Below are 22,618 nucleotides of genomic sequence, written 5' to 3'. Positions count from 1 at the left end.
GAGCTACGAATAAGGAAATATCTAAAGAGTTCTCTATTTCCTCTCATATTTAGAAAAGTTCATAAAAAAACATGTTAGTATGAGAATTTTCATATTTAGTACACCTAGCAGATTCCACTAAAAAGGAAATTAGAGTTTTATTAATGAACTTTATCATTTATTTTAATTCTTTTGCATATATTAAGTCATAATTTGATAGGACAACATCATAGAATTGTAATGTCAATTATTCGTAGTTTGTTCATTTAATATTGTAGTGATCGGGAGGGGATCGTTTGAAAAAGGTAGATATTTTTAAAGATATTTCAAAACGTACGAACGGCGATATATACCTAGGTATTGTTGGAGCTGTTCGAACAGGGAAATCAACTTTCATCAAGAAGTTTATGGAGCTAGTTGTTCTACCAAATATCGAAGATGAAAGTGAAAAGGTTAGAGCACAGGATGAACTACCTCAAAGTGCAGCTGGAAAAACCATCATGACAACAGAACCGAAATTTATTCCTAACCAAGCAGTTAATGTAACGGTTGAGGAAGGTCTAGATGTAAATATTAGACTAGTAGATTGTGTTGGTTATGCGGTAGACGGAGCAAAAGGGTTTGAAGATGAGAACGGACCAAGAATGATTAATACCCCTTGGTATGAAGAACCAATTCCATTTCATGATGCGGCAGAAATAGGAACAAGAAAAGTAATTCAAGAACATTCTACTATTGGTGTTGTTGTTACGACAGATGGATCTATCGGAGATATTGAAAGAAGCGGATATGTGGATGCAGAGTCTAAAGTAGTAGAGGAACTAAAGGAAGTTGGTAAGCCGTTTATTATGGTTGTTAACTCGGTTCACCCAACTAGTCAGGAAACAGAACTACTTAGACAAGAACTGTCGGAAAAGTATGATATTCCGGTATTAGCCATGAGTGTTGAGTCTATGACAGAGCATGATGTTTATAACGTGTTACGCGAAGCTTTATATGAATTTCCTGTATTGGAAGTAAATGTTAATCTCCCTAGCTGGGTAATGGTCTTAAAAGAAGATCATTGGTTAAGAGAAAGCTATCAAGAAGCTATTCAATCTACCGTAAAAAATATTAAAAGACTTCGTGATGTAGACCATATTGTTGGTGATTTTGCAGACTATGATTATATTGACAAAGCTAACTTAGCTGGCATGGAGATGGGGGAAGGCATTGCAGAAATTGACTTACATGCTCCAGATTACCTATACGATCAAGTATTAAAAGAAATAGTAGGTGTTGAAATACGAGGAAAGGACCACTTGTTAGAGCTAATGCAAGACTTTGCTTATGCAAAAAGACAGTATGACCAAGTAGCAAGCGCTCTACAAATGGTAAAACAAACTGGATACGGGATTGCAGCACCTAGCCTAGAGGATATGGAACTGGAAGAACCAGAAATTATCCGGCAAGGTTCTAGATTCGGTGTAAGGCTAAAAGCAGTCGCACCATCTATTCATATGATAAAAGTAGAAGTAGAATCTGAATTTGCACCTATTATAGGTACCGAGAAACAAAGTGAAGAGCTTGTGAGATACTTAATGCAAGACTTTGAAGAAGACCCATTATCAATTTGGGAATCAGATATATTTGGTAGATCATTAAGTTCTATTGTGAGAGAAGGCATTCAAGCTAAAATTTCACTTATGCCAGAAAACGCTCGATATAAATTAAAAGAAACATTGGAGAGAATTATTAATGAAGGCTCCGGTGGAATGATTGCAATTATCTTATAAAATAAACAGCAGCTAATAGCTGCTGTTTATTTTTTTTGTTAAACTTGAAGAAATAAGAAGGATATTATAACTTTCTAGCGAATATTTCCATTAAAGGGAATTTACTGTTATATCTTTGTTTTTTCCATAAAATGGTATTGAATCGGCTGTAATCTATGAAATATCGAATAAAATATGAAAAAATAGTAATTTTTTGTTGAATTTTAAAGTAATCTCGTTTAATATTAGCCTTGTCACTATTGATTATAGGGGCATTCAAGTATAAAAGTTGGTAAATTGGTTAACAAATGATGAGAGAGACATATTTGTACCAATGTGACCCGAAATCATTTTTGGGAGGAGGTGAATGTCATGAATAAAACAGATTTAGTAAATGCTGTTGCTGAAAAGAGCGAACTTTCTAAGAAAGATGCTACAAAAGCTGTTGATGCAGTTTTCGAAGCTGTCATGGATTCACTTAAAAAAGGTGAAAAAGTGCAATTAATCGGTTTCGGTAACTTCGAAGTACGTGAGCGTTCTGCACGTAAAGGGCGTAACCCACAAACTGGAGAAGAAATCGAAATCCCTGCAAGCAAAGTTCCTGCTTTCAAGCCAGGTAAAGCCCTTAAAGACAGCGTAAAATAATACGTACATAGGGTTAAAGGGTGCGTTCATACGCACCCTTTTTTCTTTTCATATTACTTCATAAAGCGATAATACTATTAGCAATATACCTAAGGAGTGATAAGTATGAATGCAAATAATGACTTTTTTGTTATTAAAGCACTCGAAGACGGTGTTAATGTAATTGGGTTGACAAGGGGATCGGATACGAAATTTCACCACTCAGAGAAATTAGATAAAGGTGAAATAATGATCGCTCAGTTTACGGAACACACCTCGGCGGTAAAGGTAAGGGGAAAAGCAGTTATCCAAACAAGTCATGGAGAAATAACGAATAGCTAAACCATATAAGTATTATCTTATATACATACATATTAGAACTTTTGAACCACCAGGGATAGATAAATATGTTATAATAACACAAGCAACAAAAAGGCTTGAAGGGCTAAGGTGATGATATTGCACACAATGGAGAGGGAATTACAACAATTGACTTTACGGGTTAGAGAGAAGGTACAGCATACTTTCCTCAAACAACATATAGAAAACCCCGAAATTGATGAAAATAAACTTTACTTTCTTAATCATATTTTGACTAAGACAACATTAGCCCCAAAAGTTAGAACAGAGCTTATTATTACGACTATGCTTGTACAGATTGCTCTTGATATACATGATCAAATACCGGACTATAAAGGTGAACAAGATCCTTCAATAAGTGTTGGTAGTCAGTTATCTATTTTGGCAGGGGATTATTATAGCGGGCTTTATTATCAGATGCTTTCAGATATAGGAGAACGTGAGTATATTACTGTCCTTGCTACAGCGATAAAACATATAAATGAATTAAAAATGGAATTATATTTTTTAGAATATGAATCAATAGAAACTTACTTGAACATTCAAAAAGAAATAAATACAACATTGATTAAACATATAGCTTACCATGTTAAAGTTACTGATGAGTTACCAGTTATTGAAGAATTACTTTTAGCAAGTTATATTATAAGGTCAGACGATAAAGTGATTGAATCAGATAAAAAGCGCGTATTAGAAAGACAAGTGAACAAAACAAAAGGTATGATAGAAGATTTGCAAGTTGAAGATACGTATAAACATGACTTAGTGCGATTACTTCACTCAATTGTTTTTCAACATACCTCTCTGGAGATGGATTAATGATGCAAGAAAAATCAAAGGAAGAACGTGTACATCATGTGTTTGAGAAAATATACGATAATTACGATAGGATGAACTCTATCATTTCCTTTCAAAGACATAAAGCCTGGAGAAGAGATGTTATGAAGGAAATGAAAGTTTCTAAAGAAGCATCTGCTTTAGATGTTTGTTGTGGAACTGGAGATTGGTCTATATCTTTAGCCGAAGCTGTTGGAGCGAATGGAAAGGTTATTGGACTTGACTTCAGTCAAAACATGTTATCCATTGCTAAAGGAAAAAATAATGAATTACAATACGATCATTTAGAATTTCTTCATGGCAATGCAATGGAATTACCATTTGAAGATAATTCTTTTGATTATGTAACAATCGGATTCGGACTTAGAAATGTTCCGGATTATATGACCGTGTTAAAGGAAATGTATCGAGTTGTAAAACCCGGTGGAGTAGTTGCTTGCTTAGAAACATCTCAGCCAACGATGGTTGGATTTAAACAATTATATTTCTTTTATTTCCGTTTTATCATGCCACTATTTGGAAGAATCTTTGCCAAGAGCTATCAAGAGTACGCTTGGTTAAACGAATCTACACGTACATTTCCTGATAAACAAACATTAAAGCAAATGTTCTTGGATGCGGGATTTTCAACTGTACAGGTTAAAAGTTATACCGGTGGGGTTGCTGCCATGCACAAGGGTGTAAAATAAAATCATAAGTTTTAACTAACAAAAGGTGAATGAATTACATGAAATTACCAAAAACTTATAACTACCTAAAGAAAGATCTCGACTTAATTGAATCATCTTTAATGGATGCAATCCAGGCCAACCACCCGGTGCTAAGAGAAGCATCAACACAGCTACTTAAGGCAGGAGGGAAGCGTATTCGGCCTGTCTTTGTTTTGTTATCTAGTCAATTTGGTAAGGTTAATCTTGAACAAATTAAAAATGTTGCTGTTTCACTAGAACTTATTCATATGGCAACTCTTGTTCATGATGATGTTATCGATGACGCGGCTTTAAGAAGAGGAATGCCTACAATTAAAAAACAATACGGTAATCGTGTTGCAATGTATACTGGAGATTATATTTTAGCCCGTGCATTGGAAACGATAACTCGCATTGATAATCCTCAATTACATAAGACATTAGCTGATGCTTTAGTGGAAGTTAGTTTAGGTGAGATTCAGCAAATTAAAGATAAATATAATTGGGATCAAACTATTCGAACGTACTTCCGAAGAATTAAAAGAAAAACGGCGTTACTAATCGCTTCAAGTTGTAAGCTCGGTGCTATGACATCCGGCCTTAGTGAATATGAAGTAAACAAATTATATCAATATGGTTATTATATAGGTATGAGCTATCAAATCATTGACGATATTTTGGATTTCACTTCTTCATCTGAGGAGTTAGGGAAACCAGCGGGTAATGATTTATTTCAGGGGAACGTAACGTTGCCAGTACTTTTTGCAATACGAAATGAGAATTTTAATCAGCTGTTAAGAGAAACCTTTACTAACCCCGAAGAAGTTACAAAAGATCAGATGGATCTAATCATACGAAATTTAAAGGCAACAAACGCAATTGAACGGTCATATGAAATAAGTGATCGCTACTTAAAAAAAGCTTTGCTTACGTTGAAAGAATTCCCACACAATAAGGCTAAAATTACACTAGAGCAGATTGCAAAGTATATAGGAAAAAGAAAGCAATAGTTAATATTGTTATTTTTGAAAAAGTTTGATAGAATTTAAACGGTTACATAAATCCGAATAGACATACTTAAATGAGGTGTAAACATGGAAAAAACATTTTTAATGGTTAAACCAGATGGTGTACAACGAAATCTAGTTGGTGAAATTGTAAACCGATTTGAAAGAAAAGGCTTTAAATTAGTGGGTGCAAAATTAATGCAAATCTCTGAAGACTTAGCTAGTGAGCATTATGGCGAACATAAAGAAAGACCTTTCTTTGGAGAATTAGTTGAATTTATTACTTCCGGACCGGTTTTTGCAATGGTTTGGGAAGGTGAAAATGTGATTAGTACTGCTCGTGAAATGATGGGTAAAACAAACCCAGCAGAAGCTCTTCCTGGTACGGTAAGAGGTGATTTCGGAGTAACTGTAGGCAAAAATATTATTCATGGTTCTGATTCACCTGAAAGTGCTGAAAGAGAAATTAACTTATTCTTCAACCAAAATGAATTAGTTTCTTATTCAAAACAAAATAGCACTTGGATTTATTAAGACTTTCAAATGCCTCCGTTTAAATAATGGAGGCATTTTACTAGATATATAAGGTTATGTATATTAATAAAAAGAGGCGCGGTCTATGAGGGATGATTATCAATTATTCACCGAGAAAGTATATGCTAAGTTTCGGATTGATCTTCAGCAATATAAGGAAGCTCAGATGAAACGAAGGTTGACTTCATTGCGTGATAAAAGAGGATACCATGATTTTGCATCGTATTTTGAAGCAATCAATAATGAAAGAGAATTATTAAATGAATTTATTGATAGAATAACGATTAACGTATCAGAGTTTTATAGAAATCCGAAACGGTGGGAAGTATTAAGAGACATTGTAATACCCACTATTAAATCGAATAATAATCAAATGTTTATTTGGAGTGCTGCGTGTTCTACTGGTGAAGAACCATATAGTATATCAATATTATTAAAGGAATATTTTCCAGAAATTAATGCAAAAATATTAGCAACAGATATAGATGAAAAGGTATTAGAAAAAGCAAGACAGGGTATTTATAACGAACAGGCGTTAAAAGAATTACCTAGCGATTTAAAACAAAAATACTTTAAGCAAAACGGGATTACATATGAAGTAGACTCTTCTATTAAACGACAGATTAATTTTAAAAAACATAACTTATTAGAAGACAATTATCCGGAACAAGTTGATTTAATTATTTGTAGGAATGTACTAATATATTTTACAGATTCAGCTAAGGATAAAATCTATCAAAATTTTTCAGAATCCTTAACATCAAAGGGGGTACTGTTTGTTGGTAGTACCGAACAGATCTTTAGCCCAAATAAATATGGGTTGGAATTACTAGATACTTTCTTTTATCAAAAATTGAATCAACCTTAAAATGCTCATATCTATAGATATGGAGCATTTTTTTCTTTTTTGATGCTCCATTAGTTTATACTAATAATTAAGATAGAGAAAACGAGGTGGATATATATGCGTTATTTAACTGCTGGTGAATCACATGGAAAACAATTGACTACAATTATAGAAGGTATTCCTGCTCAAATGCCATTAACTAAAGAGAATATTAACGATTCTTTACTTAGAAGGCAAAAAGGGTATGGTCGGGGAAAAAGAATGCAGATTGAGAAAGATTTAGTTGAGATCACAGGTGGGGTAAGACATGGCTATACTTTAGGTTCACCGATTTCATTAGTTATTCGAAACGATGATTTCAAACATTGGACAGATATTATGGGGGAAGACCCAATTGATGAGGATATTGCAATCAGAAGAGTAGTAACAAGACCTAGGCCAGGGCATGCAGACTTAAATGGCGCATTAAAATACGGGCATCGTGATATGCGTAATGTGTTAGAACGATCTTCTGCTAGAGAGACGGCTGCTAGGGTAGCTGCAGGTGCAGTTGCGAAAACTTTACTTCACGAGATTGGAATAGAAGTATGTGGTTACGTTAAGGAAATTGGTGGAATTCAAGCAGAGGATACGAAGATTTCGATGAAAGATAGAAAGCAAATATCAGAAGCGTCACCTGTTAGAACGTTAGATCAAAAGGCTGAACTATTAATGATGGAAAAAATTGATATAGCTAAAAAGAACGGAGATTCTCTTGGGGGGATTACAGAGGTTTATGTCGAAGGAATGCCAGCGGGGATTGGTTCATATGTACATTATGACCGGAAATTAGATTCACGAATTGCTGGTGCTGTAGTAAGCATAAATGCATATAAAGGTGTCGAGTTTGGAATTGGCTTTGAAGCTGCTAGAAGAAGTGGTAGTCAAGTTCATGATGAAATAAATTGGGAAAATGAAAGAGGCTTCTATCGAGAGTCAAATAATTTAGGGGGGTTTGAAGGTGGAATGACAACCGGAATGCCTATTGTGGTTAAAGGAGTAATGAAGCCAATACCAACTTTAATGAAACCACTTCAAAGTATTGATATAGAAACGAAGAAACCGTTTCAAGCAAGTGTTGAGCGATCAGATGCTTGCGCGGTTCCAGCAGCTGCAGTAGTCATGGAGCACGTTGTCGCGTTTGAATTAGCGAGGGCTATACTCGAACAATTTCCGAGTGATCGTTTCTTGACTTTAAAACAGACTATTAATAAATATCGAGAAGAAATAAGGAGTTTCTAATGCAAAGAATTCATATAAATTCTGCAATTCAGTCCTATGATATACTAATAGCTAAGGGAATTCGTCTTCAGATTGCCGATTTTTTAAGTGAAAATTATTCTTCCGTTTTAATTATAACCGATTCCAATGTAGGGAAGTTATATGTACAAGACTATTTAAATGCCCTTAAAGGTAAAAAAGTGTATGTAGAAATAATTGATGCTGGAGAACATTCTAAAAACATAGAAACGTTCTATAGTCTACAAACAAAAGCTATTGAATGTGGGTTAGACCGTAAGTCGCTTATTATCGCATTAGGTGGCGGTGTAGTGGGAGATTTAGCTGGGTTTGTTGCAGCAACATTTATGAGGGGGATTGATTATATACAAGCTCCAACTTCAATACTTGCTCATGACAGTAGTGTCGGTGGAAAGGTCGCGATTAATCATGAAAAAGGTAAAAATCTAATAGGTAGTTTTTATCCCCCAATATTAGTATTATATGACACGGAAACTTTTGAAACACTTCCTCAAAAAGAGATTCGATCAGGATATGCAGAACTAATAAAAGAGGCACTGCTTTCTGATAATCAACTATTTAAGGAATTAGTATCTAAGGAGTTGGATAGAATCTCAACTAATGACCTGGCCGTCTTTATTGAAAAGGGAATAGCAATAAAAGCCAAAATAGTAGAATTTGACGAGAAAGAATCAGGCATCAGGAAATATTTAAATCTTGGCCATACACTTGGTCATGCACTTGAAACAAAGTTAGGTTATGGTGTTATAACTCACGGCGAGGCTATTGCAATTGGACTTTTATTTTCTATGTATGTAAGTGAACAAGAATTTAACGTTGATTTACCTTACAAAATACTATTTGATTGGTTAAAAACGAATCGATATCCTATGTCAATAGAAACGACTATGGTAGAAGATTTAATAGAATTAATGAAGTATGATAAAAAAAATGTACAAAACCAAATACAAATGGTTTTATTACGAGATATTAACGAACCTATTCTCCATACAATAGAAGATGGAAAAGTAAGGAACTATTTATCTTTATTTGTGAATAGGGTAAAGAGAGAAGTGATGTAATGGAAACGTTTAGAAAACACGGGTCTATTTGTATACAGGGAGAAATCGAAGTCCCAGGGGATAAATCAATTTCACATCGAGCTGTTATTTTAGGATCGATTGCAAGCGGTACTACGAAAGTTGAAAATTTCTTAGACGGCGAGGACTGTATGCGTACAGTTGAAGCTTTTCGTTCGATGGGAGTTACTATAAAAAAGGATAAAAATACATTACTTATTTATGGTAATGGAATAAGGGGTCTAAGGGAGCCTTTAAAACCTTTATATTTTGGGAATTCAGGTACAACTGCTAGATTAATGCTAGGTTTACTAAGCGGAATGCCATTTTCAGCCACTGTTTATGGTGATGAATCTTTAACTAAACGCCCAATGGATAGAGTGTTAGAGCCATTAAAAAAAATGGGAGCATCTGTTTTAGGAAGACAGAATAATTGTTATTTACCACTGACCATAAGTGGTGGAGACCTTCATGGTATAACTCATACTATGTCTATAAATAGTGCTCAAGTAAAATCGTCCATTTTATTAGCGGGGTTAAATGCTAGTGGACTAACTAAAGTTATTGAGAATAATAGAACGAGAAATCACACCGAAAACATGCTCCGTGCCTTTGGAGCAAATATTAATGTAGTTGATAATGAAATTACAATGGACACTACTAGTGAGCTTCATGCAACAGATATTTATGTTCCTGGTGATATCTCTTCCGCAGCATTTTTAATTGCCGCTGCTGCAATTAAGCCTAATAGCGATCTACTGATAAAAAATATAGGCTTAAATGAAACACGTACTGGCTTTCTGGATATTTTAGCAAAAATGGGATCAAGAGTTGATATTCTTAACAGACGGGATATTGGTGGCGAAGAAATTGGCGATGTGCACATAACTTACCACCCTTTAAAAGCTGTAACAGTAGAAGGTGACATTATCCCAAGACTTATTGATGAAATTCCTATAATTGCATTAATAGCTACTCAAGCTAATGGTAGAACTATTATTCGTAATGCGGAGGAGCTTAGAGTAAAGGAAACGGATCGAATTAAAGCGGTTGTAGATGTATTATCCACTCTTGGAGCTAAGATTCATGGTACTGAAGATGGAATGATTATCGAAGGTGTAACCCCACTTTCAGGTGGTAATGTAAAATCTTATTCAGATCATCGAATTGCGATGATGACCATAATAGCATCCTTAATTACACAAGATGATGTTAGAATTGATGATGTATCGTCCATTTCTATCTCATATCCTAAATTTAAGGATGATCTTAATTCAGTGATTTCTACGAATTAAATTAATCGATTTATGGAAGGAATTTAAACGTGAATATAATAGAAGAAGCAAATAGATTAATGGAAATTGATAATGTAGATGAAGCAATGGAGCTATTAAATAAGCAACTACCAAAAGCAAGTGATGAAGAACTTTACTGGTATGCAGAGTTTTATTTGAATTGGGGTTTTTTAAATGAAGCTGAAAATTTATTACTTCAATTGCTTGAAACGTATCCAGATGAAAGTGAAGTAAAATTGTATCTTACAGATATTTACATCGAGCAAGAAATGGATGAAAAAGCAATAGACTTACTTAACTCTATTCCAGAAGAAGATGAATCTTACTTACAAGCATTGGTAGCCCTTGCAGATTTATATCAAGCTCAAGGACTCTTTGAAGTGGCAGAGCAAAAGTTATTACAAGCAAAAGAAATAAATCCATCAGAACCTGTGATTGATATTGCTTTAGGAGAGCTCTATTATTTCTTTGGCGATTTTAAACGAGCGATTACTTTCTATGAAAAAACATTAAATAATCCTGTACAAAACATTCCTATTTATGAAAGATTGGCGGAATCATATGCAAATGTAGGAGAATATGAATTGGCATTAACATATTATGAAAAAACGGATAATAAAAATCCAGATATGTTATTCAAATACGGAGTTACAGCATATCAAGCTGACAGAAAAGATATCGCCATTCATGCATGGGAGGAATTGTTAGATGAAGATCCATATTATCATACTGCATACATGCAATTAGCAAAAGCATATGAGGATGAAGAATTATTAAAAGAGGCATATGAAACAACATTAAATGGTTTAAAGCAAGATGAATTTAATAAAGAATTATACTTCCTTGCTGGAAGTTTAGCTCATAAATGTAATTTAGATGAAGAAAGTGAAAAGCATATTCGAGAAGCTGTAAATTTAGATACAGATTACAAAGAAGCAGTTTTATTTTTAATTGAACTATTAAAAGAGAAGAATAAATCCGATGAAATTATCGAACTCATTAATATGGTAAAAGAATATGGTGGAGATGATCCATTATATGATTGGGAATTAGCAAGAGCTTACGTTGAAATTGAATCATATAATGATGCATTAAATCACTACAAGGAAGCATATAATAGCTTACAACATGATAGTGACTTCCTAAGAGAATACGGATATTTCTTAGTGGAGGAAGGGAGGACTAGGGAAGCCGTTAACGTACTTACTAACTATCTTAAGGATGAACCTCAAGATGATGAAGTGTTAGAATACGTTAATCGGTTAAAGGAATTATAAAATGGCGTTAGGGAGGAGGTAATTACTCTATGCAAGCACCTGTTTCGGTAAAAGATAAGAAGAAGTTTTTACAATGGTTTCTAAATAATTATCAATTGAAAAAACGGGAAAGCGTATGGATATTAAACTACTTAATTAATCATCATGAAATTTTAGAAAATGTACATTTTGTTCATGACGCTAAATTTTGCTTAAGAAGTGTAATTATTACAAGTCAATGCTCAAAAGAGGTCCCATTCCGCTTTTATAAAAATCATTTAGTAACAACAGATGCAGAAAAGGCATTTCATGATATTCGACTTAATCAACATGAGTCTTTATATATACAGCTGAATTTTAATAAGTCTAATCAAAACCATATGTATGCAGCTGTACTAGAAGAAAACCCATTCGTTCCTGACGAATATTTAATTACCCAACAGGATAAAGATAATGCCTCTTTATTACTAGAACATTCTCTTTTTGAATTCAGAAAAAAAGCGTTATTAGAAAGAATCGATCGGAGTTTGGATAAACAGGATAAGGACGAATTCAATAAGTTGGTAAGAGAACTTAGAATTTTAGAAGCAAATATGCTAAGTCAACCTAGCTTGCAAGAGCAATAGGTTGATTTTTTTTGGCTACCCAAGTATATTAACTTGGGAACATAATTTATTATTTTTGGTCAATACTATATAGAGGTGGGTACATAATGCAATGGACAAAAAAGGACATGGAGCTATATATTGGCTCTAAAGAATATATTGATACTGCTATTATTCCAATTATTCCTTTTCAGCTGTCACAAGAAACTAACATCGGAAAAAGCACCTCCAAGCGAGAAGTTTTATCCATTTTTGCTACTGAAATTGAAAAGGAGCTCTCCGGTAGAATATTGTTAATTCCGAATTATTATTATTTAGAATATGGGGATAAAGACGAGGAGGCACAAAGGTTAAACAAGTGGACTCAAGAAATTCAGAAGCAGCCATTTGAACATGTGTTTATTTTAACTTTTGATGCCGGATGGAAAAAACATGAAAAAAGTTTAGATGCCAACCTCTTATGGGTACCTGGTTTTCAAATAGATGAGCAAAATTCTTCCAATATCATGCCATTAATTAGAGGACAGGTAGCAGATGTAATAGAACTTCTACGTAGCTACTGGTAAGGCATTTAAAAATTTTTGAATTCTTGTAGAACAAAGATGATATTTATTGACCAAGCAGATAGTTTGCGCTATCATGGTAATGTCCTAGTAATATGATTAAAATTATTGTCCGTGATTATTGTGAAGAGGGGGGAAAATCATGAGCGAAGAAAAGCAACAAGTGTCCCGTCGTCAATTTCTAAATTATACACTAACTGGTGTTGGTGGATTTATGGCTGCTGGTTTGCTTGCACCTATGCTCAGAATGGCAATTGACCCAGTTTTACAGCCACCAAGTGAAGGTGAATATGTAAACGTTGGTCTTGCCGTTGAAGATATCACAACAACACCTCAACGTGTCGATTGGCAAATTGAACAAGTAGATGGATGGTATGAATCTAAACCAAGTAGAACTGCATGGGTTTATAAAGATGATAATGGTGACATTATAGCACTTTCCCCAATTTGTACACACTTAGGCTGTGTCGTTTCTTGGGAGGGTCACGAAGATCATCCTGACCAATTTTATTGCCCATGTCATGATGGCCGCTATACCAAGGATGGTGTAAACATTCCCGGAACACCACCAACAGCGCCACTTGCGACATATCAACAAAAAGTGGAAAATGGAATGCTATACCTAGGTAAAGCAATATCAAGAGGAGAGGGGGCGTAATAATTTATGCTACAGAAAATTTATGACTGGATTGACGAGCGTATTGATATTACGCCAATCTGGCGGGATATTGCAGACCATGAAGTACCTGAACATGTAAACCCAGCACATCACTTTTCAGCGTTTGTGTATTGTTTTGGTGGGTTAACATTCTTCGTGGTAGTTATTCAAATTTTATCTGGAATGTTTTTAACTATGTATTATGTACCAGATATTGAAAATGCTTGGAGATCTGTATATTATTTACAAACTGAAGTAGCACATGGTCAAATCGTTCGCGGTATGCACCACTGGGGTGCAAGTGTCGTTATCGTAATGCTTTTATTACATACTTTAAGAGTCTTCTTCCAAGGAGCTTATAAGAAACCTCGTGAACTTAACTGGATGGTAGGGGTATTAATCTTCTTCGTAATGCTAGGTTTAGGTTTTACAGGTTACTTATTACCTTGGGATAACAAAGCATATTTTGCAACTCAAGTAGGATTGGAAATCGCTGAACAAGTTCCAGTAATTGGTGATGATTTAAAAACATTACTTGCTGGAGACGATGAAATCGTAGGAGCGCAAACATTAACTCGTTTCTTTGCGATTCATGTATTCTTCCTTCCAGCTGCATTGTTTGCATTAATGGGTGCTCACTTTGTCTTAATCCGTAGACAAGGTATTTCTGGACCACTATAAAAAGGAGGGGAAAGCTATGCATAAGGGAAAAGGAATGAAATTTGTCGGAGACTCTCGTGTTCGCGCAGATCGTAAAACATCACAAATACCTAAAGATTATTCTGAGTATCCTGGTAGAACAGAAGCTTTTTGGCCCAACTTTTTATTAAAAGAGTGGTTGGTAGGTGCAGTATTCTTAGTTGGATTTTTATGTTTAACATTAGCACATCCATCTCCTTTAGAAGGAATGGCTGATCCAACGAATGCAGCATATATACCGTTGCCAGACTGGTACTTCTTGTTCTTGTATGAATTATTAAAATATGAATTTGCGAGCGGACCATATGTTTTAATTGGTATTCTTGCAATTCCTGGTCTTGCATTTGGTGCGCTACTTCTTGCACCGTTCTTAGACAATGGTCCAGGGCGTAGACCACATCAACGTCCAATTGCTGTTACAATGATGTTGTTAGCTTTAATTTCAACTATTTGGTTAACATATACATCAGCTGAACATGTAGATTGGGAAACACGTGCGGAACAGAATAAGCCAATTCCACCAACTGAAGTGGAGATTGATACATCACATGCTGGTTATGAAGCGTATAAAGCTAGTTGCTTAAATTGCCATGGTGATGCATTGCAGGGTTCAGCAGCAGCCCCAGCTCTTATTGGTACTGAGCATACTCCAGAAGAGATTGCAGATATTGCTAGAAATGGTACTGATGGAGGAATGCCAGCTGGTATCTTCACTGGTTCAGATGAAGAGCTTGAACAACTTGTTGACTTTATTATCACAGTTAATGAATCAGCTGCAGAATAATTTTTAATTAATAGCACCTTTGCCAATTTCGGTAAAGGTGCTTTTTACATCAAGTTAAGGAGGGGAGATTCATTTATATGATTAAGGCAATATTATTAGACAGACGCTTCTTAGTTATGTTATTTATTATAAATTTATTAGGAACTATATATGGATACTATTGGTACCGATATCAATTAGCATCGACTCCAGATATATTTTTAATATTTGTACCAGACAGTCCTACGGCCAGTCTGTTTTTTACGATATTTTTGTTGTTTTTCATTTTTAAGAAGCGTTTTCCCCTTATTGAAGCTCTTGCTATTATTACTTTATTTAAATACGGGGTCTGGGCTGTCGTAATGAATTTACTAACTCTTTGGGTAAATGGAGAGCTTTCACCTAGTGGATACATGTTAATGCTTTCTCACGGTGCGATGGCTATACAAGGTTTACTGTATGCACCATTTTATAAAATTAAAATGATACATATTGTAATAGCAGGTATTTGGACTTTACATAATGATGTTATTGATTATGTCTTTGGAATGATGCCAACATATGCTACTCTGAATAATTATATGGACAAAATTGGCTATTTCACATTTTGGTTAAGCATTTTATCTATATTTATTGCCTATCAACTAACAATACGTGCCAAAAATAGAACAAGTTTATAAGTTATAACATATAGTGGCTGTTCATATATTTTTAGAGATGAACTTTTAAAAAAGGGTGATCTCTATGAACAGGAAAACATTCAAGAAAGTTCTGATAGGAATTGTCATAGGGATATTAGTATATATCGTGTTAGAGTTAATCATAAATGATGTTATTTTAGCATCAGGTAAGAACAAGGGAAATGTTGAAATGTTTCCCTTTTATTGGTTATTGTTAATTGTAAGTGGAGCGATTGTGAGTACATTATCATATGTAAGCTGGAGAAAATACAGAGGAGAGAAAGAAAAGAAACTTAAGAGTGATAACAACAAAACATTTGACTAATACTGACTTTTTGACTAATATTGACTATAGATATATATGAATCATTAGGAGGAGTGTTAAAATGGGATTAGGTTCGTATTTAATTTATATTGCCCTTCTTATGATTATCCCACTTTGGGCACAATCTAGGGTAAAAGGTACCTATAAAAAATATTCAAAAGTTTCAACTTCATCTATGATGACAGGTGCTCAAGTGGCACGTAAGATTTTAGATGATAATGGACTTTATGATGTGGAAATTCGTGAGACGAAAGGGACACTTACAGATCATTATGATCCAAGGAAAAAAGCAGTATTTCTTTCAAGTGGTATCTTTCACGGGCATTCAATGGCATCATCGGCGGTAGCTGCTCATGAAGTTGGACACGCTATTCAAGATGCGGAATCTTATGCCTTCTTACGATTTCGAAGTGCATTAGTTCCCGTAGCAAATTTCGGTTCAAATATTTCTATCTTTTTAATTATTGGCGGTTTTCTTTTTAATTTGACTGGACTTGCAGTACTTGGTGTAATCTTTTTTGCAGCGGCGGTACTATTCCAGTTAGTAACATTACCGGTTGAATTTGATGCATCAAATCGAGCGATGGCACAATTAGTGTCGACTGGTGTGATTCGTAACAACGAAGAACTTGAAACGAAGAAAGTGTTAAATGCTGCTGCTATGACTTATGTAGCTGCTGCTTTAGTAGCTGTGGCGGAATTAATCCGTTTTATATTAATGATTGTAGCTAGTAATCAAGATTAAAAATGAAAAGGGATGGCAATTTATGCGCATCCCTTTTCATTTTTTTAGTTTTGAACAAATTATTCATGAATAGGATTCTTGTTTTCGTCTAGTGTAAAGCCTTCTCCGAGTACATCATGAACTGTACCAACAGCTACGAAGGCTTGAGGATCTATTGTATTTATAATGCTTTTTAGTTTTACGATTTCATTTCTACCTACAACACAATATAATACATCACGTTTTTCTCCTGTAAAACTGCCTCGACCATCTAGAACAGTAACACCTCGGTCCATATCTTTCATTATTTTTTTGGCAATTGAATCGCTTTTCGTTGATATAATCGTTGCCCCGCGAGCAGAATATGCTCCTTCTTGAATAAAATCAATGACCCTTGCACCAACATATACTGCGACTAATGTATACATCCCTTGATCAAGTTCAAGTATAGTGAAAATAGATGTCATGATAACAATAAAGTCAAATATGAACATCGTTTTTCCCATGCTCCAACCTACGTATTTATGGACGATTCTTGCAATAATGTCGACTCCGCCAGTAGTACCACCATAGCGAAATACGATTCCTAATCCCACACCGATAAATACACCTGCAAATAAAGCCACAAGAAACATATCCTGATCTAATTTTATGTGATATTGATAATTTTGAAAAACACTTAAGAAAACTGAAACAGACACTGTTCCTATAATTGTATAAAATAAAGTATTTCTACCAAGGAATTTCCATCCAATAAGAAGAATTGGAACATTTAGTATAATATTCGTAATAGCAGGATCCCATTTAAAAGCAAAATATAATATTAGTGTAATCCCAGTAAAACCACCTTCACCGAGATTATGTTGCATATTAAAGTGAACAATACCGAAAGAAAATATAGCTGCACCTAATAAGATGAAACATATATTCTTAATTCTTAAGCCGAAAATCATCACAAAACCTCCATTATGTAAAAACATACCAAACAAGCACTTTTATTATTATAATCAATTTAATAGGTTTGAACAATGCTTTACGGTACTAAATAATTTGTCAAAAATAATAGTATTCGCTAACATAAAGGAATACGATACATGAAAAGGAGTCGGATTATCATAAGTACGAAAGTTTTTACTACTAAAGAAATGCAAGAGAGAGTTGATAACTTTATCAGCCAGTTCAAAGAAGGGTATTTTTCACCACTCGCGTTAATGGCAAGATTAACAGAAGAAACTGGTGAATTAGCTCGAGAGGTAAATCATTATTATGGAGAAAAACCTAAAAAAAAGGAAGAAAAAGAAAACACCGTGGAGGATGAACTAGGTGATATCCTTTTTGTTATTGCATGCATGGCAAACTCATTAAACATTGATCTTTCAGACTCATTTAACCGAGCAATGACCAAAATAGAGATTCGAGATAAGGATAGATGGACGAAAAAGTAATCATAACAGGAGGGTTCATTTAATGAGTGTAAATATTGCAATAGCAGGACCTAGGGGACGAATGGGTTCAGAAGCTATAAAGATGGTTCTAAATGAAGCAACTTTTAATTTAGTCGGTTGTATTGACAGAAAACCATCACATATATCTATTCTGGTAGAGAATAATATCCCTGTTTTTCAACATGTTGAGGAATGTTTTTATTCTAGTGATGTCGATGTATTAATAGATTTAACTGTCGCTGAGGCTAGTTATGATCATATTATGATGGCATTACAGAGGAACATACGATGTGTAGTTGGTACTACAGGTTTTACTAATAATCAACTACAAGAAATTAAAAAAATAGCAAAACAAAAAAACACTGGAATTATTATTGCTCCTAATTTCGCAATCGGTGCAATTCTTATGATGCATTTTTCTAAAATTGCAGCTAAATATTTTCCGGACGTAGAAATAATTGAAAAACATCATGATGAAAAGATAGACGCTCCTTCAGGGACAGCGGTTAAAACAGCTGAGATGATTAAAACCATACGCGAAAGTAAACAACAAGGTCATCCGGATGAAATTGAAGTATTGGAGGGAGCGAGAGGAGCAGTTGAAGATGGTATTCATATACATAGTTTAAGGTTACCAGGACTCGTAGCACATCAAGAAGTAATCTTTGGTGGCGAAGGTCAGACTTTAATCATCAAACACGATTCAATGAATAGAAAGTCGTTTATGGAAGGCATTAAATATTCGGTGAATCAAGTTTTGACCATAGATCATTTAGTCTATGGATTAGAAAATGTACTTGATTTAGACTAATTTTCGGAGGTAGATTATGAACATTGCATTAATAGCCCATGATAAGAAAAAACAAACGATGATTAACTTTACACTTGCTTATAAGCATGTGTTAGAAAAGCATCATTTATTTGCAACTGGTACTACTGGTAAATTAATTTCAGAGGAAACCGGATTATCGATTCATCGTTTTTTATCCGGTCCATTTGGTGGGGACCAACAAATTGGAGCAATGATAGCTAATAATGATATGGATATGGTTATTTTTTTCCGTGATCCGTTAACTGCACAACCTCACGAGCCTGATGTTAGTGCTCTTGTAAGACTTTGTGATGTTCATCAAATACCACTTGCAACAAATTTAAGCTCAGCAGAAATATTTATTCATGGATTAGAGCAAGGAAGCTTAGACTGGAGAAAAATAATAAAAGAGAAGAAGGGCCGTAAGTAATGAAAAAAATTGGAATTACCTGTTATCCATCAGTAGGTGGTTCAGGTGTTATAGCAACAGAATTAGGAATGTTACTGGCAGAACAGGGACATGAGATACATTTTATCACGTCTAGTCTTCCATTCCGATTAAATCGCGTCATTCCTAATATTTACTATCACGAAGTAGAAGTTAATCATTATCCGGTTTTTCAATATCCTCCATATGACTTAGCACTTGCTACTAAAATGGCTGAAGTCATTGATAGAGAAGAGTTAGATATTTTACATGTGCATTATGCAATGCCACATGCAATTTGTGCGATTTTAGCTCGGGACATGGCTGAACGCGATGTTAAAATAGTAACTACTTTACATGGTACTGATATTACAGTGTTAGGAATTGATAATACGTTTAAACGTATGATTAAGTATGGTATTGAGCATTCGGATGCTGTAACGGCAGTATCTAAAGACTTGGCAAATCAAACAAAACAAATGATTGAAACGGAAAAAGAAATTTCTGTTATATACAATTTTGTTAATGAAGATGAATACTTTAAAAAAGATTTAAAAGAGATTAAAAAACAATATGGAATCAAAAACAATGAAAGAGTAATCATTCATATTTCTAATTTTAGAAAAGTAAAAAGACTAGAAGATACCGTAAATACGTTTAAACAAATAAGAAATGATGTGAAAGCTAAATTACTTCTAGTCGGTGATGGCCCTGAATACTCCAATACAGTTAATTTGGTCGAAAAACTTGGCATTAAAGATGATGTATTATTTCTTGGTAAACAAAAAAACATAAGTGATTTATTGTCAATTGCTGATTTAAACTTATTATTATCCGAAAAAGAAAGCTTTGGTTTAGTTTTATTAGAAGCCATGGCTTGTGAGGTACCATGCATTGGTACAAATGTAGGTGGGATACCTGAAGTAATTGTCCACGGAGAAACTGGTTACATTGTGGAGTTGGGTGATGTGGATGCCGCTAGTACCTATTCTAAACAATTGTTAACAAACGAAGCACTACTGAAAAGCTTTTCAAAAAGAGCATTAAAACGAGTTAGAGATAATTTCCATTCTTCTATTATTTTAAACCAATATACGGATTTATATCATAGAATTTTATCGGATAAGTAAAATTTAGGGGTGTTCATCATTATGCTAAAATTAACAGAGCCCTTTCTAGAGGCACTATACATAATCGAATCAATTGAAAATGCTGGACACCAAGCATTTTTTGTTGGTGGTTGTGTAAGGGATTTGCTATTGAATCGTAAAATAGGCGATGTTGATATTACTACTTCAGCAAAACCCTACGAAGTGCAAGCCATTTTTGATGAAGTGATACCAGTTGGAATTGAGCATGGTACGGTTATTGTACGACATCGAAATGTTTCATATGAAGTGACGACATTCCGGATTGAAAGTGACTATTCCGATAACCGTCATCCCGATACCGTAGAGTTCATTGATAAAATTGACCAAGATTTAGCAAGAAGGGACTTCACAATAAATGCAATTGCCATGGATAAACATGGAGAAATAATCGATTTATTTCAAGGTATAAAAGATATAAATAAAATGCTTATACGAACAGTCGGAAATGGACAAGATCGCTTTCGGGAAGACCCCCTTAGAATACTACGTGCGATCCGATTTTCTAGTCAATTAAATTTTACACTTGAGAGAAATACGTTAGAGGCCATAAAGAATACAAAGCAAACATTGGAAGGACTCGCTGTGGAAAGAATTACCGTTGAACTAGAAAAAATGTTTGCTGGTGAAAACGTACAGAGTGCTATAACTTATATGAAAGAATTACATATAGATAAGCATTTACCTATTCTTAAGCAAAATAATGTAATCCTTAGGCTATCTCCGATAATCCAACCTATTCATTCATTAGCGGAACTAATATGCCTGATTCATCAAGTTGAACCAGCAATCGATATACGTAATATAATCAAGCAATGGAAATGTTCAAACAAAATATACCGAGAAGCAGTTAAGCTATGCGATGCCATTAAATATTATAAGTCAAATGGATTAAATAATTGGCTAGTGTATCAACTATTACCTAATTCCCTTGAAGGTTTCGCACGTATTGCTAATGTATTGTTTCCAAATAAAATTACAATAGATCAGTTAAATAAAATTAAAAAACAACTAGTTATAACATCAAAAAAGGACCTAAAGATTAACGGAAATGATATAATAGAGTTATTTCCTGCTAATCAAAAAGGACCATGGATACAGGAACTTTTAGAAAGAATTGAAAAATTAGTTGTGGAAGAAGCTTTACAAAACAATAAATCAATTTTAAAGGATTGGCTAAAATGGAATCCACCAGAAGTAAAATAATCAACCTATTATCTACAAAACAGGATACATATATTTCCGGGCAAGAGATTTCTAACCAACTTAATATTTCCCGTAGCGCAATTTGGAAGCATATCAAGGAGCTCGAAAAAGCGGGATTTATAATTGAAGGTATACGGAATAAAGGTTATCGTATCGTTCAATCACCAAATAATGTAAGTGAAAATACGGTACAGTGGGGTCTTAATACAAAGTGGTTAGGAAAATCAATCATCCACAAGGAATCAACGACTTCCACACAACATTTAGCACATCAGCTAGCTTCTGAAGATAAAGAGCATGGAACTGTAGTAATAGCAGATGAACAAACACAAGGTAAAGGAAGGTTAAGTCGGGATTGGTATAGTGCAAAAGACAAAGGGATATGGATGAGCATCTTATTAAGACCTACTATTCCTCCTTATTTAGCACCACAGTTAACATTACTTACGGCTACAGTATTAGCAGACGTATTAAAAGAGTCATTAAATCTAGTTCCAAAGATAAAGTGGCCCAATGACATATTGTTAGATAATAAAAAGGTATCTGGTATACTAACAGAGATGCAAGCTGAACAAGACCGTATAGATTATGTTGTTATTGGAATTGGGATGAATGTCAATCATGAACAACAAGACCTATTAGCAAATATTCAGTCTAAAGCAACATCATTGAAGTTAGTATCAGGTAAATCAATTGATATTACTGAATTAATACAAAAAATATTAGAGTATTTTGAAGCTGCCTATGAAGAATTTATGAATAACGGATTTTCTAATATAAAAGAAAAATGGGAAAGTTATGGGTATCGGCTTGGTGAATCTATAAGCATTACAACTTATCATGATGTTCAAAAAGCTGTTTTAGTTGGGATTGATGAGGACGGGGCACTACTTGCCAAATTTAAAGATGACGAGATTAAGAAGATTTATTCTGGTGAAATTGATTGGTTCGGTAATGAAAATTAAACGGTAGAGGAGGTGTCTCTTAGGTATGGTTTCCTTATTACCTGAAGATGCCTCTTCAAC

27 protein-coding genes are annotated in these 22,618 nt (G+C 34.4%); 26 read left to right on the top strand and 1 reads right to left on the bottom strand.

Annotation, left to right across the window (positions count from 1 at the left end; translation table 11 throughout):
- The first annotated feature begins 275 nt into the window (after window positions 1–275).
- The 20 genes from spoIVA (at window position 276) to AB1K81_RS05565 (ending at window position 16,577) form a co-directional block, all read left to right on the top strand.
- Window positions 276–1,754, top strand: coding sequence for a stage IV sporulation protein A (gene spoIVA, locus AB1K81_RS05660; protein WP_412975653.1), 1,479 nt, complete (start codon window positions 276–278; stop codon window positions 1,752–1,754).
- A gap of 351 nt (window positions 1,755–2,105) precedes the next feature.
- Window positions 2,106–2,378 carry an HU family DNA-binding protein gene (locus tag AB1K81_RS05655; RefSeq protein WP_010095921.1) on the top strand — a complete coding sequence of 91 codons (273 nt, stop codon included), beginning with the start codon at window positions 2,106–2,108 and terminating at the stop codon, window positions 2,376–2,378.
- A gap of 105 nt (window positions 2,379–2,483) precedes the next feature.
- The gene (gene mtrB, locus AB1K81_RS05650; RefSeq protein ID WP_412975652.1) at window positions 2,484–2,699 is read left to right on the top strand and encodes a trp RNA-binding attenuation protein MtrB; all 216 of its coding nucleotides are present in this window, start codon (window positions 2,484–2,486) and stop codon (window positions 2,697–2,699) included.
- 111 nt (window positions 2,700–2,810) lie between these two features.
- Window positions 2,811–3,536, top strand: coding sequence for a heptaprenyl diphosphate synthase component 1 (locus tag AB1K81_RS05645; protein ID WP_412976120.1), 726 nt, complete (start codon window positions 2,811–2,813; stop codon window positions 3,534–3,536).
- 2 nt (window positions 3,537–3,538) lie between these two features.
- Window positions 3,539–4,243, top strand: a complete 705-nt coding sequence (locus AB1K81_RS05640; protein ID WP_412976119.1) for a demethylmenaquinone methyltransferase — start codon at window positions 3,539–3,541, stop codon at window positions 4,241–4,243.
- Window positions 4,244–4,281: 38 nt separating this feature from the next.
- Window positions 4,282–5,253 (top strand): heptaprenyl diphosphate synthase component II, encoded by a 972-nt coding sequence (gene hepT / locus AB1K81_RS05635; protein WP_412975651.1) that lies wholly within the window; start codon window positions 4,282–4,284, stop codon window positions 5,251–5,253.
- Between the two features lie 84 nt (window positions 5,254–5,337).
- Window positions 5,338–5,784 (top strand): nucleoside-diphosphate kinase, encoded by a 447-nt coding sequence (gene ndk / locus AB1K81_RS05630; protein WP_412975650.1) that lies wholly within the window; start codon window positions 5,338–5,340, stop codon window positions 5,782–5,784.
- Window positions 5,785–5,869: 85 nt separating this feature from the next.
- A complete protein-coding gene (locus AB1K81_RS05625; RefSeq protein ID WP_412975649.1) occupies window positions 5,870–6,652 on the top strand; it encodes a CheR family methyltransferase in 783 nt (260 codons plus the stop codon).
- A gap of 96 nt (window positions 6,653–6,748) precedes the next feature.
- The gene (aroC, locus tag AB1K81_RS05620) at window positions 6,749–7,912 is read left to right on the top strand and encodes a chorismate synthase (protein ID WP_412975648.1); all 1,164 of its coding nucleotides are present in this window, start codon (window positions 6,749–6,751) and stop codon (window positions 7,910–7,912) included.
- Window positions 7,912–8,991 carry a 3-dehydroquinate synthase gene (gene aroB, locus AB1K81_RS05615; RefSeq protein ID WP_412975647.1) on the top strand — a complete coding sequence of 360 codons (1,080 nt, stop codon included), beginning with the start codon at window positions 7,912–7,914 and terminating at the stop codon, window positions 8,989–8,991. The genes aroC and aroB overlap by 1 nt, the downstream gene beginning before the upstream one ends.
- On the top strand, window positions 8,991–10,283 hold the full coding sequence (gene aroA, locus AB1K81_RS05610) for a 3-phosphoshikimate 1-carboxyvinyltransferase (protein WP_412975646.1): 1,293 nt from the start codon (window positions 8,991–8,993) through the stop codon (window positions 10,281–10,283). The genes aroB and aroA overlap by 1 nt, the downstream gene beginning before the upstream one ends.
- A 29-nt stretch (window positions 10,284–10,312) precedes the next feature.
- Complete coding sequence (locus tag AB1K81_RS05605; RefSeq protein WP_412975645.1) at window positions 10,313–11,560, top strand: tetratricopeptide repeat protein; 1,248 nt, start codon at window positions 10,313–10,315, stop codon at window positions 11,558–11,560.
- A 29-nt stretch (window positions 11,561–11,589) separates the two neighbouring features.
- Entirely contained in the window at window positions 11,590–12,165 is a 576-nt protein-coding gene (locus tag AB1K81_RS05600; RefSeq protein ID WP_412975644.1) for a ReoY family proteolytic degradation factor, read from the top strand.
- Between the two features lie 86 nt (window positions 12,166–12,251).
- On the top strand, window positions 12,252–12,710 hold the full coding sequence (locus AB1K81_RS05595) for a DUF2487 family protein (protein ID WP_412975643.1): 459 nt from the start codon (window positions 12,252–12,254) through the stop codon (window positions 12,708–12,710).
- 139 nt (window positions 12,711–12,849) lie between these two features.
- Entirely contained in the window at window positions 12,850–13,365 is a 516-nt protein-coding gene (locus AB1K81_RS05590) for a QcrA and Rieske domain-containing protein (protein WP_412975642.1), read from the top strand.
- A gap of 6 nt (window positions 13,366–13,371) precedes the next feature.
- Window positions 13,372–14,046, top strand: coding sequence for a menaquinol-cytochrome c reductase cytochrome b subunit (gene qcrB, locus AB1K81_RS05585; RefSeq protein ID WP_412975641.1), 675 nt, complete (start codon window positions 13,372–13,374; stop codon window positions 14,044–14,046).
- 16 nt (window positions 14,047–14,062) lie between these two features.
- A complete protein-coding gene (locus AB1K81_RS05580; protein WP_412975640.1) occupies window positions 14,063–14,848 on the top strand; it encodes a menaquinol-cytochrome c reductase cytochrome b/c subunit in 786 nt (261 codons plus the stop codon).
- A 77-nt stretch (window positions 14,849–14,925) separates the two neighbouring features.
- A complete protein-coding gene (lhaT, locus tag AB1K81_RS05575; protein ID WP_412975639.1) occupies window positions 14,926–15,507 on the top strand; it encodes a lipoprotein heptaprenylglyceryl N-acetyltransferase LhaT in 582 nt (193 codons plus the stop codon).
- A 64-nt stretch (window positions 15,508–15,571) separates the two neighbouring features.
- Window positions 15,572–15,832 carry a sporulation protein YpjB gene (locus AB1K81_RS05570; RefSeq protein ID WP_412975638.1) on the top strand — a complete coding sequence of 87 codons (261 nt, stop codon included), beginning with the start codon at window positions 15,572–15,574 and terminating at the stop codon, window positions 15,830–15,832.
- 61 nt (window positions 15,833–15,893) lie between these two features.
- Window positions 15,894–16,577: a zinc metallopeptidase gene (locus AB1K81_RS05565; protein ID WP_412975637.1), complete on the top strand. Its 684-nt coding sequence runs from the start codon at window positions 15,894–15,896 to the stop codon at window positions 16,575–16,577.
- 59 nt (window positions 16,578–16,636) lie between these two features.
- Here AB1K81_RS05565 and AB1K81_RS05560 read toward each other — a convergent pair whose 3' ends face one another.
- Window positions 16,637–17,509, bottom strand: a complete 873-nt coding sequence (locus AB1K81_RS05560; protein WP_412975636.1) for a YitT family protein — start codon at window positions 17,507–17,509, stop codon at window positions 16,637–16,639.
- A gap of 141 nt (window positions 17,510–17,650) precedes the next feature.
- On the opposite strand from AB1K81_RS05560, the gene AB1K81_RS05555 reads away from it, so the two are divergent.
- Genes AB1K81_RS05555 through AB1K81_RS05530 form a run of 6 tightly spaced genes read left to right on the top strand, consistent with a single transcriptional unit; the run spans window position 17,651 to window position 22,558 of the window.
- Window positions 17,651–18,001: a nucleotide pyrophosphohydrolase gene (locus tag AB1K81_RS05555; RefSeq protein ID WP_412975635.1), complete on the top strand. Its 351-nt coding sequence runs from the start codon at window positions 17,651–17,653 to the stop codon at window positions 17,999–18,001.
- A gap of 22 nt (window positions 18,002–18,023) precedes the next feature.
- Complete coding sequence (gene dapB / locus AB1K81_RS05550) at window positions 18,024–18,812, top strand: 4-hydroxy-tetrahydrodipicolinate reductase (protein WP_412975634.1); 789 nt, start codon at window positions 18,024–18,026, stop codon at window positions 18,810–18,812.
- A 16-nt stretch (window positions 18,813–18,828) separates the two neighbouring features.
- Window positions 18,829–19,242, top strand: coding sequence for a methylglyoxal synthase (gene mgsA / locus AB1K81_RS05545; protein ID WP_412975633.1), 414 nt, complete (start codon window positions 18,829–18,831; stop codon window positions 19,240–19,242).
- The gene (bshA, locus tag AB1K81_RS05540) at window positions 19,242–20,369 is read left to right on the top strand and encodes an N-acetyl-alpha-D-glucosaminyl L-malate synthase BshA (protein ID WP_412975632.1); all 1,128 of its coding nucleotides are present in this window, start codon (window positions 19,242–19,244) and stop codon (window positions 20,367–20,369) included. Before mgsA ends, bshA begins: the two co-directional genes overlap by 1 nt.
- A 21-nt stretch (window positions 20,370–20,390) precedes the next feature.
- Complete coding sequence (locus tag AB1K81_RS05535; protein WP_412975631.1) at window positions 20,391–21,593, top strand: CCA tRNA nucleotidyltransferase; 1,203 nt, start codon at window positions 20,391–20,393, stop codon at window positions 21,591–21,593.
- Window positions 21,569–22,558: a biotin--[acetyl-CoA-carboxylase] ligase gene (locus AB1K81_RS05530; RefSeq protein ID WP_412975630.1), complete on the top strand. Its 990-nt coding sequence runs from the start codon at window positions 21,569–21,571 to the stop codon at window positions 22,556–22,558. The genes AB1K81_RS05535 and AB1K81_RS05530 overlap by 25 nt, the downstream gene beginning before the upstream one ends.
- Window positions 22,559–22,618 lie beyond the last annotated feature (60 nt).

It is taken from the genome of Ornithinibacillus jepli, assembly GCF_047228935.1.
Lineage (GTDB): Bacteria > Bacillota > Bacilli > Bacillales > Amphibacillaceae > Ornithinibacillus.
This window is presented reverse-complemented; position numbering and strand designations above follow the sequence as displayed.